General features: G+C 65.7%; 14 protein-coding genes and 1 tRNA gene. 4 read left to right on the forward strand and 11 right to left on the reverse strand.

Annotated elements, in window-relative coordinates; genetic code table 11:
- Window positions 1-112 precede the first annotated feature (112 nt).
- Both GGD90_RS03040 and glnA read right to left on the reverse strand, forming a co-directional pair.
- Entirely contained in the window at window positions 113-574 is a 462-nt protein-coding gene (locus GGD90_RS03040; RefSeq protein WP_153115801.1) for a DUF4124 domain-containing protein, read from the reverse strand.
- Window positions 575-702: 128 nt separating this feature from the next.
- Window positions 703-2,115, reverse strand: coding sequence for a type I glutamate--ammonia ligase (gene glnA / locus GGD90_RS03045; RefSeq protein WP_153115802.1), 1,413 nt, complete (start codon window positions 2,113-2,115; stop codon window positions 703-705).
- Window positions 2,116-2,437: 322 nt separating this feature from the next.
- Here glnA and GGD90_RS03050 point away from each other — a divergent pair, with 322 nt between their 5' ends.
- The 4 genes from GGD90_RS03050 (at window position 2,438) to clsB (ending at window position 6,189) form a co-directional block, all read left to right on the forward strand.
- A complete protein-coding gene (locus GGD90_RS03050; protein ID WP_153115803.1) occupies window positions 2,438-2,887 on the forward strand; it encodes a rhodanese-like domain-containing protein in 450 nt (149 codons plus the stop codon).
- A gap of 137 nt (window positions 2,888-3,024) precedes the next feature.
- Window positions 3,025-4,134, forward strand: coding sequence for a quinolinate synthase NadA (gene nadA, locus GGD90_RS03055; protein ID WP_153115804.1), 1,110 nt, complete (start codon window positions 3,025-3,027; stop codon window positions 4,132-4,134).
- A 41-nt stretch (window positions 4,135-4,175) separates the two neighbouring features.
- Window positions 4,176-5,039 (forward strand): endonuclease/exonuclease/phosphatase family protein, encoded by an 864-nt coding sequence (locus GGD90_RS03060; protein WP_153115805.1) that lies wholly within the window; start codon window positions 4,176-4,178, stop codon window positions 5,037-5,039.
- Window positions 5,029-6,189, forward strand: coding sequence for a cardiolipin synthase ClsB (gene clsB, locus GGD90_RS03065; protein WP_153115806.1), 1,161 nt, complete (start codon window positions 5,029-5,031; stop codon window positions 6,187-6,189). The genes GGD90_RS03060 and clsB overlap by 11 nt, the downstream gene beginning before the upstream one ends.
- 80 nt (window positions 6,190-6,269) lie before the next feature.
- On the opposite strand, the gene gluQRS is transcribed toward clsB, so the two are convergent.
- The 9 genes from gluQRS to GGD90_RS03110 form a co-directional block, all read right to left on the reverse strand.
- Entirely contained in the window at window positions 6,270-7,250 is a 981-nt protein-coding gene (gene gluQRS / locus GGD90_RS03070; RefSeq protein ID WP_153115807.1) for a tRNA glutamyl-Q(34) synthetase GluQRS, read from the reverse strand.
- Window positions 7,251-7,287: 37 nt separating this feature from the next.
- Window positions 7,288-8,379 (reverse strand): redox-regulated ATPase YchF, encoded by a 1,092-nt coding sequence (gene ychF, locus GGD90_RS03075; RefSeq protein ID WP_153115808.1) that lies wholly within the window; start codon window positions 8,377-8,379, stop codon window positions 7,288-7,290.
- Between the two features lie 14 nt (window positions 8,380-8,393).
- Complete coding sequence (gene pth / locus GGD90_RS03080; RefSeq protein WP_153115809.1) at window positions 8,394-8,960, reverse strand: aminoacyl-tRNA hydrolase; 567 nt, start codon at window positions 8,958-8,960, stop codon at window positions 8,394-8,396.
- A gap of 138 nt (window positions 8,961-9,098) precedes the next feature.
- On the reverse strand, window positions 9,099-9,698 hold the full coding sequence (locus tag GGD90_RS03085; protein ID WP_153115810.1) for a 50S ribosomal protein L25/general stress protein Ctc: 600 nt from the start codon (window positions 9,696-9,698) through the stop codon (window positions 9,099-9,101).
- A gap of 127 nt (window positions 9,699-9,825) precedes the next feature.
- Window positions 9,826-10,776 carry a ribose-phosphate pyrophosphokinase gene (locus GGD90_RS03090; RefSeq protein ID WP_153115811.1) on the reverse strand — a complete coding sequence of 317 codons (951 nt, stop codon included), beginning with the start codon at window positions 10,774-10,776 and terminating at the stop codon, window positions 9,826-9,828.
- Between the two features lie 78 nt (window positions 10,777-10,854).
- Window positions 10,855-10,931 (reverse strand) — tRNA-Gln (locus GGD90_RS03095).
- A gap of 107 nt (window positions 10,932-11,038) precedes the next feature.
- A complete protein-coding gene (gene ispE, locus GGD90_RS03100; protein ID WP_153115812.1) occupies window positions 11,039-11,920 on the reverse strand; it encodes a 4-(cytidine 5'-diphospho)-2-C-methyl-D-erythritol kinase in 882 nt (293 codons plus the stop codon).
- A 2-nt stretch (window positions 11,921-11,922) separates the two neighbouring features.
- Complete coding sequence (locus GGD90_RS03105; protein WP_184414908.1) at window positions 11,923-12,564, reverse strand: outer membrane lipoprotein LolB; 642 nt, start codon at window positions 12,562-12,564, stop codon at window positions 11,923-11,925.
- 95 nt (window positions 12,565-12,659) lie between these two features.
- Window positions 12,660-14,558, reverse strand: a complete 1,899-nt coding sequence (locus GGD90_RS03110) for a tetratricopeptide repeat protein (protein WP_153115814.1) — start codon at window positions 14,556-14,558, stop codon at window positions 12,660-12,662.
- Window positions 14,559-14,750: the final 192 nt, after the last annotated feature.

Raw genomic sequence — 14,750 nt, forward strand, 5'->3', positions numbered from 1 at the left:
CAAACGCAGGCAGACGGACGGGCAGACAGCTGGCGACGCCGGAAGGCGCCGCAGGAGATAGCGAAGTTTCGGCGCACACGCCGGCGGCAGCGGCAGCGGGCGAGCTCGCCACTCAGCGCAGATTGGCGATTTCCTTGCGGATCGCTTCGATATTGCGCTCGTGCAGCGCGACGCGCTCCTTGAACGGCTGCAGGCGATCGAGCACGCGCTGATAGTTGCGCTCGTCGCCATTGCGCACGGCTTCCTGCGCGGCGAGTTCTTTCTGTGCCTGTTCGAGGTTCTTCTGTTCGGCAGCCAGTTCGGAATCGAGAATGCGTCGGCGGTCGGTGTCGCGGGCGCGCTGCGCGTCGGCATCGACACGCGGGAAACTCGCCGGGGTCGGTGTCTTCGCCGCCGGACGTTGCGCCGGCGCTGAGTTGACCGGATCAAGGTTGAGCTTCTTGCAGTTCTGCGTCTGCATGTTGGAATACGTCACATGGCCTTCGCCATCGACGCATTTGAAAATGTCCGCTCGCGCCGGCGACGCCGCCAGTGCAGCCAGCGCAAACAGGAGAGGCAGTAGTCGCGAGTTCATCGTCATCCGTCCGTGGATTTGACAGGGGGCTATTGGAGCACCACGACTTCCCGTATGGCAAGAGGCGGCAGGGTGGCGAAAAAAAAGGGACAGGCTAGCCCGTCCCTTTTTTCAGCCTCGCCGAACGATCAGCAGCTGTAGTACAGATCGAACTCGATCGGGTGCGTCGTCATGCGGACCTTGTTCACTTCTTCCATCTTCAGGGCGATGAAGGCATCGATCCATTCATTGGAGAAGACACCACCACGGGTCAGGAACTCGCGATCCTTGTCCAGCGACTCCAGCGCTTCTTCGAGGCTGGCGCAGACGGTCGGGATCTTTGCATCCTCTTCCGGCGGCAGGTCGTAGAGATTCTTGTCGGCGGGATCGCCGGGGTGAATCTTGTTCTGGATGCCGTCGAGGCCGGCCATCAGCAGGGCGGAGAAAGCCAGGTACGGGTTGGCGATCGGATCCGGGAAGCGCGTTTCGATGCGGCGTGCCTTGTCGGAAGCGACGTACGGAACGCGGATCGACGCGGAACGGTTCTTCGCCGAGTAGGCGAGCTTGACCGGCGCTTCGAAGTGCGGAACCAGACGCTTGTACGAGTTGGTACCCGGATTGGTGATCGCGTTCAGCGCCTTGGCGTGCTTGATGATGCCGCCGATGTAGTAGAGCGCGGTTTCCGACAGGCCGGCGTAGCCGTTGCCCGCGAACAAGTTCTTGCCGTCCTTCCAGACCGACTGGTGCACGTGCATGCCCGAGCCGTTGTCGCCGACGATCGGCTTCGGCATGAAGGTGGCGGTCTTGCCATACTGGTGCGCAACGTTGTGCACGATGTACTTGAGCAGCTGCGTCTTGTCGGCGCGACGAACCAGCGTGTCGAACTTGGTACCGATTTCGTTCTGACCGGCGGTCGCGACTTCGTGGTGGTGCACTTCGACTTCGACGCCGGCAGCTTCGAGCGCCAGACACATCGCAGCGCGGATGTCGTTGAACGAATCAACCGGCGGCACCGGGAAGTAGCCGCCCTTGACTGCCGGACGGTGGCCGGTGTTGCCGCCGTCGACCTTTTCGCCGGAAGTCCATGCGGCTTCTTCCGAGAAAATCTTGACGAAGGTTCCCGACATGTCGGTCTTCCATTCGACCGAGTCAAAAATGAAGAATTCGGGTTCCGGACCGAAGAAGGCCTTGTCGCCGAGGGCGGAAGACTTCAGATAGGCTTCGGCGCGCTTGGCGATCGAGCGCGGATCGCGGTCGTAGCCACGGCCATCAGCCGGGTCGACGACGTCACAGGTAAGAACCAGCGTGGTCTCATCGAAGAACGGGTCGATGAAAGCAGTGTCGGGATCGGGCATCAGCAGCATGTCGGAGGCTTGGATTCCCTTCCAGCCGGCGATCGACGAACCGTCAAAGGCGTGACCTTCTTCGAACTTGTCTGCGTCGACGGTGTGCGCGGGAACGCCGACGTGCTGCTCCTTGCCGCGGGTATCGGTGAAACGGTAATCGACGAACTTGACGTCGTTTTCCTTGATCATCTTCAGAACGTCTTGTGGGCTTGCCATCTGGAAAGTCTCCTGAGCAGATGCCGGTCATTCCGGCGGGAAATCAATAGGGATGAGTGGTAAACCAGCGCGGAACTATTCAGCAAAACATGTGCCATTGGTTTTCAGCTGATCGGGCATTGTGCCATAAAGTTTTCTCCAGCCGACAGCCCGGATTGGCGCACCAAAAGCGAGCAACACAGAGCATTATGCACCAAAACGGTGCGCCATTCGACCTTCGTCGCCCTGCTCGGCTGAGCTGCCCGGCTCCCGGGAAGCTTCGCCCCTGCAAGGAAGAGGCGAGGGTTTATACTCCAGCATCCGAAATCGCGGAGACACGCAAATGGGCGCACTGACCGACATCCTGAAGCTGGCAAAATCGCGCGGGGAAGAACTCGGCCTGCCTTACGCCGGGGCGCTGACGCCCGCCGAAGCGCACACTCTCTGGAAGGAAGCGCCGGGCAGCCACCTCATCGACTTGCGCACGCGCGCCGAACGCGACTGGGTCGGGCGAATTCCCGACGCCATCGAGATCGAATGGCAGAGCTACCCCGAGGGCGCGCGCAATCCGCATTTCCTGCAACAACTGAAACATCAGGCAGAAGTCGGCGATCTGATCCTGTTCATCTGCCGCAGCGGCGCCCGCTCGCACCAGGCGGCGCTGCTGGCCACGCAAGCCGGCTTCGGCAATGTTTACAATGTCCTCGAAGGCTTCGAAGGCGATGTCGATGCTCGCGGCCAGCGCGGCAAACTCGGCGGCTGGCGTTTCGCCGGACTGCCCTGGCTCAGCTAGCGCCAGCCAGCGCCGCTCTCAGGCAAGCCCCCCACAAACGACAGGCGCGGCCGCAGCCGATCCATTCCCCGACTCGACAAGGTCGCGACCAGGAATATGGTCGCACCGGAACAGCGAACAAGATCAATCACCCGCTCATGCAGACCTCGATCATCTCTCCCGCCTTCGGCTTCGACCAGTTCAACCGCATGGACGACGCGGAATGCCACGCGCGCATCCGCGACGCGCGTGCGCGCCTCGGTGCGCGCGCCGCGCTGCTCTGTCACCACTATCAGCGCGCCGACATCTACCAGTACGCAGACCTCACCGGTGACTCGCTCAAGCTGTCGCGCCTCGCGGCGCAGACCGACGCCGAGTACATCGTCTTCTGCGGCGTGCATTTCATGGCCGAAGTCGCCGACATCATGTCGCGCCCCGAGCAGATCGCCATCCTGCCCGACCTCGCCGCCGGCTGCTCGATGGCTGACATGGCCAATCTGGCGAAAGTCGAGCGCTGCTGGCGCGAACTGGCGAGCGTGATCGACGTCGACGCCGAAGTGACGCCGGTCACCTACATCAATTCGGCGGCCGATCTGAAGGCTTTCTGCGGCGAACGTGGCGGCATCGTGTGCACCTCGTCGAACGCCGGCAGGATCGCCGAGTGGGCTTTCGCGCAACGGCCGAAGGTGCTGTTCTTCCCCGACCAGCACCTCGGCCGCTGGACCGGTGCGCAGATGGGAATCCCGCTCGACGAGATGCCGGTGTGGGACCCCGACCTCGAACTCGGCGGGCTGACGCCCGAGCAGATCCGCCGCGCGCGTGTGCTGCTGTGGAAGGGCCACTGTTCGGTGCACCAGATGTTCCAGCCGCAGCACATCGCGCGTTTTCGCGCCGAACACCCGGAAGGAATCGTCATCTCCCACCCGGAATGCAGCTTCGAGGTGTGTACCGCGTCCGACCACGTCGGCTCGACCGAACTGATCGTGCGCACGATCAAGGAAGCCGCGCCCGGCACGCGCTGGCTGGTCGGCACCGAACTGAATCTGGTCAGCCGGCTGGCCGAGGAAGTGAAGAGCGAGGGCAAGATCGTCGAGTTCATGTCGCCGATCGTCTGCATGTGCTCGACAATGCAGCGCATCGACCCGCAGCATCTGGCATGGACGCTGGAGAACCTCGCCGAAGGACGCGTCGTGAACCCGATCCGCGTTTCCGCGCGCGACGCCGGCAACGCGAAAACGGCGCTTGAACGCATGCTCGCCGTTTCGTGAGCGCCGCAACATGAAGCTCGCTTCCTGAAGCAAGAACGGCCATGGCGTACGTACTCTCCGTCGCCAGTTTCAACATCCACAAGGGCTTCTCGCCTTTCAACGCACGGCTGACGGTGCATGAACTGCGCGAGCGCCTGCGCAGCCTCGCGCCAGACATCGTTTTCCTGCAGGAAGTGCAGGGCGCGCATTCGGGCCACGCCGCACGGCATGGCAACTGGCCGGCGGCGGCGCAGCATGATTTTCTCGCCGAAGATGTCTGGCCGGACGCGGCTTACGGACGCAATGTCGTGCATGGTCGCGGCCATCACGGCAACGCCATCCTCTCGCGCTTTCCGATCGAGTACGCGCACAACCAGGATGTGACGCACCTGCGCTTCGAACGCCGCGGGCTGTTGCACTGCACGCTGCGCCTGCCAACGGCGGAAAACGCCGAGCGGACGACAACGCCCACGCCACACCGGGCCGGGCCGCCGGCGATTGCGCAGCTGCCGCCAGCGCTCGCGCCGGCGGGAGAATTGCTGCATTGCGTCTGCGTGCACCTGTCGCTGTTCGCGCACTCGCGCCGGCGACAGATGAGCGCGCTGGCCGACTATCTGGAAAGCGCCATCGACGCCGACGCGCCGCTGATCATCGCCGGCGATTTCAACGACTGGCGCAACGATGGCGAGCGCATGCTGGCGCGGCGTCTTGGTCTCGGCGAGGTGTTCAGCAGCCGTGGCCGGCCGGCGAGAAGTTTTCCGGCGCGGCTACCGCTGCTGCGGCTCGACCGAATTTACGTGCGCGGTTTCAGCGTCGAGCAGGCCGGACTGCAGTTCGTCGAGACTGGCCTGCGCGTTTCCGATCACGCGGCCTTGTCGGCGCATCTGCGCCGCGCCGACAAGGCCGGCGCGCACCATGGCGACTGAATTTGTCGGCGGCAACCGGCTGACGCTGCTCAGCAACGGCAGCGAGTACTTTCCGGCGCTGATTGCCGCCATCGACGCGGCCAGGCGCGAGGTTCATCTCGAAACCTATCTGTTCGCCGACGACGCGACCGGCCAGGCCGTCGCCGATGCGCTGAGCCGCGCCGCCGCGCGTGGCGTGCGCACGCGCCTGCTGATCGACGGTTTCGGCGCGCGCAACTGCGCCGAGCAACGCCTTCCGCTGCTGCTCGCCGCTGGCGTGCAGGCGCTGGTCTATCGCCCGGAAATCGCGCGTTTTTCACTGCACCGACAGCGCCTGCGCCGGCTGCACCGCAAGCTGGCGCTGATCGACGGAACAATCGGCTTCGTCGGCGGCATCAACATCATCGACGACATGAACACGCCGCGGCAGACGCCGCCACGCATCGACTACGCGGCACGCATCGAAGGACCGCTGCTGGCGTCGGTCGAACACGCCATGCGCCGACTGTGGAACCTCGTCGCCTTTGCCAGCCTCAACTCCGCATTCCGCATCGCGACCAACAGGAGCACACCGGCGCCCTGCGGCAGTCAGCGTGCCGCCTTTATCGTTCGCGACAACCTGCGCCACCGCCACGCGATCGAAAGCGCCTACCTTGAGGCGATTGCCAATGCCCGCGAGGACATCCTCATCGCCAGCGCCTACTTTCTCCCCGGCCGGCGTTTTCGCCACGCGCTGCGCGACGCCGCTGCGCGCGGCGTGCGCGTCAGGCTGCTGCTGCAGGCGCGCGTCGAGTTCCCGCTGCTGCACTACGCGACGCAGGCGCTCTACGCGCAGCTGCTCGCTGCCGGCATCGGCATCCACCTCTACGAGCGCAGTTTCCTGCACGCCAAGGTCGCGGTCATCGACGACAACTGGGCGACCGTCGGCTCTTCGAATATCGATCCGTTCAGCCTGCTGCTGGCGCGCGAAGGGAATCTGCTGGTCGAGGATGGCGCCTTCGCCGGCGAGCTGCGGCAAAGCCTGCTGAACCTGATCAGCGACGGCGCACGCGAACTGCCCCCGGGCAGCAGGCGCCAGCTGTCGTGGCCGGCGCGACTGTTGCGGCGCATCGCCTATGCACTGATCAGCCTCGCCATCGGACTGCTTGGTAGCGGCCGGCGCCGCTCATGAGCACGGTCTGCCGAGTTGCGGCCCGCTTCCCCACTGCACCGTTGCCTCGCTGAGCAGCCGCCGCTGGCTGCGCGTCCTTTTCAGACCAGTACCTGCGCTTGTCGACTGGGAACGCGCGCCATCGACCAGTGCGCGATCGCCCACGACCAGAACTCGGCGAGACTCGCCTGCGCCAGTCCTTGCGGAATCTCTTGCCCGAGAAAGGCCAGCACCTCGACCAACGCGGCGACACCACGTACCGGATCGACTGCCGCCGCCAAGGTCTGCTTGGAGAGCTTCTGGCCGGCGGCGTTGGTCGCCACCGGCAGGTGCGCATAGGTCGGCGTCGGCACACCCAAGCGCTGCTGCAGCCAGATCTGCCGCGGCGTCGAGGCAAGCAGGTCGGCGCCACGGACGACGGCATTGACGCCCTGATCGGCGTCGTCGACGACAACCGCCAGCTGATAGGCGAACTGGCCGTCGGCACGGAAGAGGATGAAATCGCCGAGTTCGCGTTCGAGGTTCTGCGCCTGCGCGCCCTGCACGCGGTCGACGAAGCCGATGCACGCGTCCGCCGTGCGCATGCGCCAGGAACGCGCTGCCCGCCCGTCGCCCAGCCCGGCGCGGCAGGTACCGGGATAGACGTGGCCGCCATCGACCGACGCCGCGACGACCGAATCGGCGATCTCGCGCCGCGAACAGGCGCAGGGATAGACCTCGCCATCGAGTTGCAGACGCACCAGTGCCGCGTGGTAGCGATCAAGGCGGCGGCTTTGCACCAGCACCTCGCCGTCCCACTGGAAAGCGAAGGCGTCGAGCGTGCGCAGGATCGACTCGGTAGCACCGGGAACGCTGCGCGGCGCGTCGACATCCTCGATGCGCAACAGCCATTCGCCGCCGGCCGCGCGTGCGTCGAGATAACTGCCGAGCGCAGCGACCAGCGATCCGAAATGCAGCGGACCGCTCGGCGACGGCGCGAAACGTCCGCGGTAGCAGGAAGCAGCGGCGACCGCCGACGCGCTCGGCGAGCCTGATTCCCCGGCGACGCCGCTGGGCGATGTGTCAGCCGCTGCCTGCGCCATGACGTGCGCCAGCGCTCCTGGCCTCGGCGCGTCCGGACTAGACGTTGAACAGGAAGTTGAGCACGTCGCCGTCGCGCACGACGTATTCCTTGCCTTCGGCGCGCATCTTGCCGGCTTCCTTGGCGCCCGCCTCACCCTTGAAGGCGATGAAATCGTCGAAGGCGATCGTCTGCGCGCGGATGAAGCCGCGTTCGAAGTCGGTGTGGATGACGCCGGCCGCCTGCGGTGCGGTGTCGCCCTTGTGGATCGTCCACGCGCGCACTTCCTTGACGCCAGCGGTGAAGTAGGTCTGCAGGCCGAGCAGGTGGTAGCCGGTGCGGATCAGGCGATCGAGACCGGGCTCGTGCAGGCCCATCGACTCGAGGAATTCGAGCTTGTCGGCGTCGTCGAGGTCGGCGATCTCGGCTTCGATCGACGCGCACAGCGCGACCACTTCGGCACCTTCGGCGGCGGCGTGCGCCTCGACCGCGGCCAGCAGCGGGTTGTTGGCGAAACCGTCTTCGGCGACGTTGGCAGCGTAGAGCACCGGCTTGGCGGTGATCAGGCAGAACGGCTTGAGGCTGGCGAGCTCTTCCTTCGACAGCGCGAGCGCACGCACCGGCTTGCCCTGGTCGAGCTGGGCGAAACACTTTTCCAGCACGGCGACGAGGATCTTCGCTTCCTTGTCGCCCGAAGCGGCCGGACGCTTGTAACGGTTGATCGCCTTCTCGACCGTCGTCATGTCGGCGAGCGCGAGTTCGGTGTCGATGGTCTCGATGTCGCGGATCGGATCGACGTTGCCGGAAACGTGGATCACGTTGTCGTCAGCAAAGCAGCGCACCACGTGCACCACGGCGTCGGTCTCGCGGATGTTGGCGAGGAACTGGTTGCCGAGGCCCTCGCCCTTCGACGCGCCGGCAACGAGGCCGGCGATGTCGACGAACTCGACGATCGCCGGCTGGATCTTCTGCGGCTTGACGATCGCGGAGAGCTGCGCCAGACGCGGATCGGGCACTTCGACGATGCCGACGTTCGGCTCGATGGTGCAGAAGGGATAGTTCTCGGCCTGGATGCCGGCCTTGGTCAGCGCATTGAACAGCGTGGACTTGCCGACGTTGGGCAGGCCGACGATTCCGCATTTGAGGCTCATGGACGGGTTCCTGGTTAAGGCTTGACGTGGAGAAGGCGTTGCGCCGCGGCGACGTCGCCGGCGGCGAGTTTGGGCCAGGCGATCAGGCAGCGGTCGAGGGCAGCATCGATCAGCTCGCGCTCCTCGCGCCGCGGCGGCTTGAGGACGAAGTTTGCCACTTCGGCGCGATCGCCGGGGTGGCCGATGCCGAGGCGCAGGCGCCAGAAATCGGGCGTGCCGAGCTGCGACTGGATGTCCTTGAGGCCATTGTGGCCGCCGTTACCGCCGCCCTGCTTGAGGCGGATGCTGCCCGGCGGCAGGTCGAGGTCGTCATGCACGACGAGGATCTCGGCCGCCTCGATACGGTAGAAGCGCGCCAGCGCCGCCACCGCCTGGCCGGAACGGTTCATGAAGGTCGCCGGTTCAAGCAGGTACAGCTCGCCGGCGCGGCCGACGCTGCCGAAAAACTTCGCCTGCGGCGCCAGGCTTGCCTTCAGTTCGAACGCCAGCCGGTCGACGAACCAGAAACCCGCGTTATGCCGGGTGTCGGCGTAATCGGCACCGGGATTGCCGAGACCGACGATCAGACGGGGAGCGTTCATCGCGGAGGGATCGCTAGCGAAGGAATCATGGACGCAGGAAGAATTTTACGCAGCTGCAAGCGGGCGACCGCCAAGAAAAAAGGCCGTCGCAGGCGCTGGTGAGCGCCGGACGACGGCCTTCTGGCGGCACCGGCGCTATCAGGCGGCGGCTTCGCCTTCGGTGGCGGCAGCGGCGCCCTTCTTCTGCTGGATCAGCGCGACCACACCGTCGTCACCGTGCGTCAGCGGCGTCACGCCGGCCGGGAAGACGAGTTGCGAGATGTGGATCGACTGACCGGCAGCCAGCGACTGCAGATCGACCTCGATGAACTCGGGCAGATCCTTCGGCAGGCAGGCCACTTCGATTTCGTTGAGGATGTGCGAAACGCTGCCACCGGTGAGCTTGACGCCCGGCGCCAAGTCGGCGTTGATGAAGTGCAGCGGCACCTTCTGGTGGATCGGCTGGTTCGCGTCAACACGCAGGAAATCGACGTGCAGGACGAGCGGCTTGTACGGGTGCACTTGCGCGTCGCGCAGCAGCACCGGCTCGGCAACGCCATCGACGATCAGCGTCAGCACGGAAGCGTGGAAAGCTTCCTTGCGCAGCGACAACAGGATCTGGTTGTGTTCGATTTCGATCGACTGCGGCGCGGTGTTGCCACCGTAAACGATAGCCGGAACAAGATTCGCACGACGCAGGCGGCGGCTCGCTCCGGACCCCTGCACGGTGCGCTTTTGCGCATTCAGTTCAAATTTCATGGACAACTCCTGGTGGTGTTGCAACCCGTCCGCGACCAGACGGGGGTTGGGAATGCCGCCCGCAAAGCGGACGGCAAAAACACCGGAAAAGGCTGGCGCCGCAAAACGACGCCCGCCCGCTCCGGCTTTATTCGATGAACAGCGAGGACACGGAATCCTCGTTGCTGATACGGCGGATCGTTTCGGCCATGACATCGGCGACCGACAGCTGGCGGATGCGCTTGCACGCCTGCGCATCGTCGCGCAGCGGAATCGAGTCGGTAACGACCAGTTCGTCGAGATCGGAAGCGTTGATGCGCTCGACCGCCGCGCCCGACAGCACCGGGTGCGTACAGTAGGCGAGCACCTTGCGCGCGCCGCGTTCCTTCAGCGCCGAAGCCGCCTTGCACAGCGTGCCGGCGGTATCGACCATGTCGTCCATCAGCACGCAGGTACGGCCTTCGACTTCGCCGATGATGTTCATCACTTCGGAAACATTGGCCTTCGGCCGGCGCTTGTCGATGATCGCCAGATCGCACTCGAGGCGCTTGGCCAGCGCACGCGCACGCACGACACCGCCGACGTCGGGCGAAACGACCATCAGGTCGGGGAAGTTCTTCTTCCAGACGTCAGCGAGCAGGATCGGCAGCGAATAGATGTTGTCGACCGGAATATTGAAGAAGCCCTGGATCTGGTCGGCGTGCAGGTCCATCGTCAGCACGCGATGCACACCGGCGGCGGTGAGCAGGTCAGCAACCAGCTTGGCGGCGATCGGCACGCGCGCCGAGCGCACGCGGCGATCCTGGCGGGCGTAACCGAAATACGGAATGGCGGCGGTGATGCGGCCGGCCGACGCACGCTTCAGCGCATCGACCATGACCAGCAGTTCCATCAGGTTTTCGTTGGCCGGCGCGCAGGTCGACTGCAGAACGAAAACGTCCTTGCCGCGCACGTGTTCCTGAATCTCGACGCTGACTTCACCATCGGAGAAACGGCCAACATTGGCGCGGCCGAGCGAGATGTTCAGGCGCCTGACCACATCGGCTGCCAGCTTGGGATTGGCGTTGCCAGTGAACACCATCAGGCTGTCGTAAGCCACTTCGGGACTCCTGGCGCCGTGCGCTGGCGCCCAAATGAAGACGGGCAGGCTATGGACCTGCCCGACGTGGAATTCGGATGGCTGGGGAAGAAGGATTCGAACCTTCGAATGCCGGAATCAAAATCCGGTGCCTTGACCAGCTTGGCGACTCCCCAGCAATCGTCAACCGGGCTGGCCGGCTAACGAGGCGCGCATCTTACAAGATAATTTCAAAAAAAACCAGCATCCGGATCGCCATTCCGCTCGTGGGCGGAATCGGCGCTCAGGCGGCGACGAGTTCGCGCAAGGGATGGCCGTCGAGTCCCTCGGCCAGCCAGCCAACAAAACCGGCTGGTGCCGCACGCAGCACCGCCGCCGCCGCCGCGCGCGTCGGGAATTCGGCAAAAACGCAGGCGCCGGAACCGGTCATGCGCGCACGCGCATGCTGCGTCAGCCAGGCAAGGCGCTCGGCGACCGCCGGGAAACGCGCGACGACGGGCGCTTCCAGGTCATTGCCGCCCTCGCCCGGCCGCCAGTCAGCGGCAGCGAGTGCCGGCGTATCGCGACGCAGGTCAGGCGCCGAGAAGACGAGCGCCGTCGGCACTTCGACCGGCGCCTCGAGCACCAGATAGCACGCCGGCGGCAGGCTCACCGGGCGCAGTGCCTCGCCGACGCCTTCGGCAAAGGCGTTGTCGCCGAAAACGAAGACCGGCACGTCGGCGCCAAGCGTCAGGCCGATCGCCTGCAGGCGCTGCCGCGACAGGCCAAGCTGCCAGAGATGGTTGAGCGCGAGCAGCGTCGTCGCCGCGTCCGAACTGCCGCCGCCGAGCCCGCCGCCCATCGGCAGACGCTTGTCGACGGTGATGTCGACGCCCTGCCGGCAACCGGTCTCGGCCTGCAGCAGGCGCGCCGCGCGTACCGTCAGGTCGCGCTCCTCGGGAACTCCGGGCAAGGGCGCGACGAGGCGCACCTCGCCGTCGGCGCGCGGCGCGAAACGCAGCGAATCACCGTGATCGACGAAGCGGAAAACGGTCTGCAGACAGTGATAGCCGTCGGCACGGCGACCGACAACGTGCAGAAAGAGGTTCAGTTTGGCCGGCGCCGGGTAGGCGCTGTCCCAGGTCCAGGCCGCGGCGGCGGTATTGGCGAGAGGTACTGCGCTCATGTTCAGTGGTCGGAGGAAAGTGGAGTCATTGGAGTGGCGGCAGGCAAAGGCGTGGCTTGGACCGCAGTCACCGGCACCACGGGCAAGACGAGCGGAGAGATGGCGTCGACGCCAGCTGCCGGCGCATCATTGGCGCCGAGCGGCAACGTCCACGCATCGATGACCAGGCGCAATTCGGGGCCTCCGGGGCGGCTGATGAACAGCCTGCCCGGTGGCGCATCGGCAGCGTCGGCAGCATCGCTGTCGTAGGCCAGATCGACGTACCAGCCGTCGCGCGCGAGCGCCAAAGGCCGACCAAGCGCATCAACGCGACCGCCCTCCGCGCCGCGGCCACGCACCCAGTCGGCAAGACCGGCAAGCGGTAGCGGATAGCCGAGGACTCGTTGCGTCAGCGCATCGAGGCTGGCATCGCACTCGCGCCGGCCGTCGCCAGCCGAGAGACAGGCGACCGCCGGCGTGCTGACAATCTCGGCAAGGCCCTGGCCGAAGGGCGACGAGAGCAGCCATTCGTCGCTCGTCGGCGAATGCTGCCAGTCGAGACGGCCCGAATGATTCTGCTCATCAACGCGCAGTGAAAAACGCGCGGCCAGCGCGAAACTGCCGCTCGCGGCGAGCGTCGAGCGCTCCGGCTGCGCGGCAGCCACCGACGCTCCCGGCGTACTGCAGCCGGCAAGTGCCAGGCTGGCGAGCAAAGAGACGGCCGCGACGAAGCGGCAACAAGGACAAAACAACTCGATTCTCAAGGAGTGAAGCGCTTGATCGCCTCGGCCAGCGCTTCGTTGCCGGGGCTGCGCTTTTGCGCGTCGCGCCACAGGCGGCTGGCATCGTCGCGCCGGTTGAGCTGCCACAGGACCTCGCCAAGGTGGGCGGCGATTTCCGGGTCGGCACGCAGAGAAAAGGCCCTTTCAAGCGTCGCCTGCGCGCCGGCCAGATCGCCTTGCCGGTAGAGCACCCAGCCGAGGCTGTCGAGGATGAAAGGATCATCGGGCGCCAGGCTCAGCGCCTTTTCGATCAGCGTACGCGCTTCATCGAGGCGCAGGTTGCGCTCGGCCAGCGAATAGCCGAGGGCGTTGTACGCCGACGCGCTGTCCGGCTTCAGTTCGATCAGGCGACGCAGGTGTTTTTCGAGCAGATCGACGCGTCCGAGCTTTTCGGCGAGCAGCGCCGTCTCATAAAGCAGTTCGGGATCGGCCGGCTGCTTGGCCAGTTCCGCGGAGACGAGCGCAAAGGCCTCCTGCGTACGTTTGGCGTCGCGCAGGATCTGCGCTTCGGCGGCGATCAGTTGCGCCCGTTCCTGCGCGTTGCGCGGCTTGGCTGCGCGCAACTGGCTCAGCGCGTCGTCGCTCTGACCGCGCTCACCGAGCAGGCGCGCCGCGCGCAGCTGCGCCGGAAGATACTGGTCGCCGACGCCGACCGTCTGGTAAAAAGCGATCGCTTCTTCGCCCTGCTGGCGCTGTTCGGCAATCTGGCCAAGATAGTAACGAACGACGCTCTTGTCGGGGAAATCAAGCCCCAGCAACTGGCGCAGCAGCTTGTCGGCGCGCGCCACGTCGTTCATCTGCAAGGCGAGAATCGCCGCCGGAAAGAGCGCTTCGGCATTGTCCGGCGTCTCGCGCAGCAGCGTATCGAAGTGGCTGCGCGCATCGGCGTAGCGCGACTCGCCGATCAGCGCGCGCGCCAGATGCAGACGTACATCACGCGCGCCGGGATTACGCGCGACGAAGCGCTCGAGCGAGGCAACGGCGGCAGCGTTCGATTCACGCGCCAGCAACTGCGCCTCGAGCAGCGCAGCAAGATCCCAGTCGGGGCGCAGTTCCTGCGCACGACGCACCTCGGCAATCGCCCGCGACGGAACTCCGGCCGAATTGGCAGCGACGGCGCGCGCGTAGTTGGCCTCGGGAAAACGCAGGAAAGGTTCGCTCACCTGATCGACCAGACGCGACACGGCAGCACGATCCGGACTGCGCGCAAGCATGCGGTTCAGGCCAAGCAGATTGCCGGGCAGTGCCTGCGGCTCGTTTTCGAGCATGCGGATGAGCAGCGGCGCCAACTCGTCGAAGCGATTGCCGACGACCAACACGCCAGCGAGCATCTGCTGCGCGCGCGCCGACGTCGGCTCGATCTCCAGCCACAGCCGCGCCGATTCCAGCGCCAGATCAAGCCGCCGCGAATAGCCGGCGACTTCGACGGCACGTTCGAGCGCACGCGCGTCGCGGGTGCGCTGCGCCAGATCGGTCCAGGCCCGGCTGGCCAGATCAAGGTCACCGCGTTGCAGCGCGATTTCGGCAAGCAGCACCTGGAAAACGACTTGGCCGCTCGACAAGGGCTCGTCGACCGATACCGGGCGATCGACGGCGCGCCGCACCACACTCCGCGAAGACTTCGCCGGCGCCCGCAACTCCGGCGTGCGAACCGCCGGCGAAGCTGCTGCAGGTGCGCCCGGAGCCACGTCTTTAGTGGCCGGCGCGACGACGACAGGAGAAGCCTCCGGCGCCGTTGCCGGCGTGATCGATGGCGCAAGCTTTGGCGCAACCGTCGGCGAAGGCACCGCGGCAACATCGCCCGCCGCCGGCACCGGCGTGGCAAAGGCCAGCATTAGCGCCGCAGGCAGGGTAGCGGCGAGCAGACGGTTTCTCATAGACGGAAATGGCTTCGTAAAAGGGGAAAGGGACGAAAAACCGCGCGGGGCGAAGCATCGGGCTGCACGCGAGACAGATTCCAGGCGAGTCGCACCTCACAGGGACAGCAGCGGCAGCGGTGAATTCCCCACGCGCTGCCAACTGGCGTTGCGCCAGCGCCGCCAGCAAGCAGCATTGGCGGCGACAGAAGC

This window comes from Rhodocyclus tenuis (assembly GCF_014197755.1).
In the GTDB taxonomy this organism is placed as follows: Bacteria; Pseudomonadota; Gammaproteobacteria; order Burkholderiales; family Rhodocyclaceae; genus Rhodocyclus; species Rhodocyclus tenuis.

Excerpts from the sequence above, each read along its gene's own strand:
- GGD90_RS03040 (WP_153115801.1), bottom strand. The coding sequence starts at position 574 with ATGAACTCGCGACTACTGCCTCTCCTGTTTGCGCTGGCTGCACTGGCG.
- glnA (WP_153115802.1), bottom strand. The coding sequence starts at position 2,115 with ATGGCAAGCCCACAAGACGTTCTGAAGATGATCAAGGAAAACGACGTC.
- GGD90_RS03050 (WP_153115803.1), top strand. The coding sequence starts at position 2,438 with ATGGGCGCACTGACCGACATCCTGAAGCTGGCAAAATCGCGCGGGGAA.
- nadA (WP_153115804.1), top strand. The coding sequence starts at position 3,025 with ATGCAGACCTCGATCATCTCTCCCGCCTTCGGCTTCGACCAGTTCAAC.
- GGD90_RS03060 (WP_153115805.1), top strand. The coding sequence starts at position 4,176 with ATGGCGTACGTACTCTCCGTCGCCAGTTTCAACATCCACAAGGGCTTC.
- clsB (WP_153115806.1), top strand. The coding sequence starts at position 5,029 with ATGGCGACTGAATTTGTCGGCGGCAACCGGCTGACGCTGCTCAGCAAC.
- gluQRS (WP_153115807.1), bottom strand. The coding sequence starts at position 7,250 with ATGGCGCAGGCAGCGGCTGACACATCGCCCAGCGGCGTCGCCGGGGAA.
- ychF (WP_153115808.1), bottom strand. The coding sequence starts at position 8,379 with ATGAGCCTCAAATGCGGAATCGTCGGCCTGCCCAACGTCGGCAAGTCC.
- pth (WP_153115809.1), bottom strand. The coding sequence starts at position 8,960 with ATGAACGCTCCCCGTCTGATCGTCGGTCTCGGCAATCCCGGTGCCGAT.
- GGD90_RS03085 (WP_153115810.1), bottom strand. The coding sequence starts at position 9,698 with ATGAAATTTGAACTGAATGCGCAAAAGCGCACCGTGCAGGGGTCCGGA.
- ispE (WP_153115812.1), bottom strand. The coding sequence starts at position 11,920 with ATGAGCGCAGTACCTCTCGCCAATACCGCCGCCGCGGCCTGGACCTGG.
- GGD90_RS03110 (WP_153115814.1), bottom strand. The coding sequence starts at position 14,558 with ATGAGAAACCGTCTGCTCGCCGCTACCCTGCCTGCGGCGCTAATGCTG.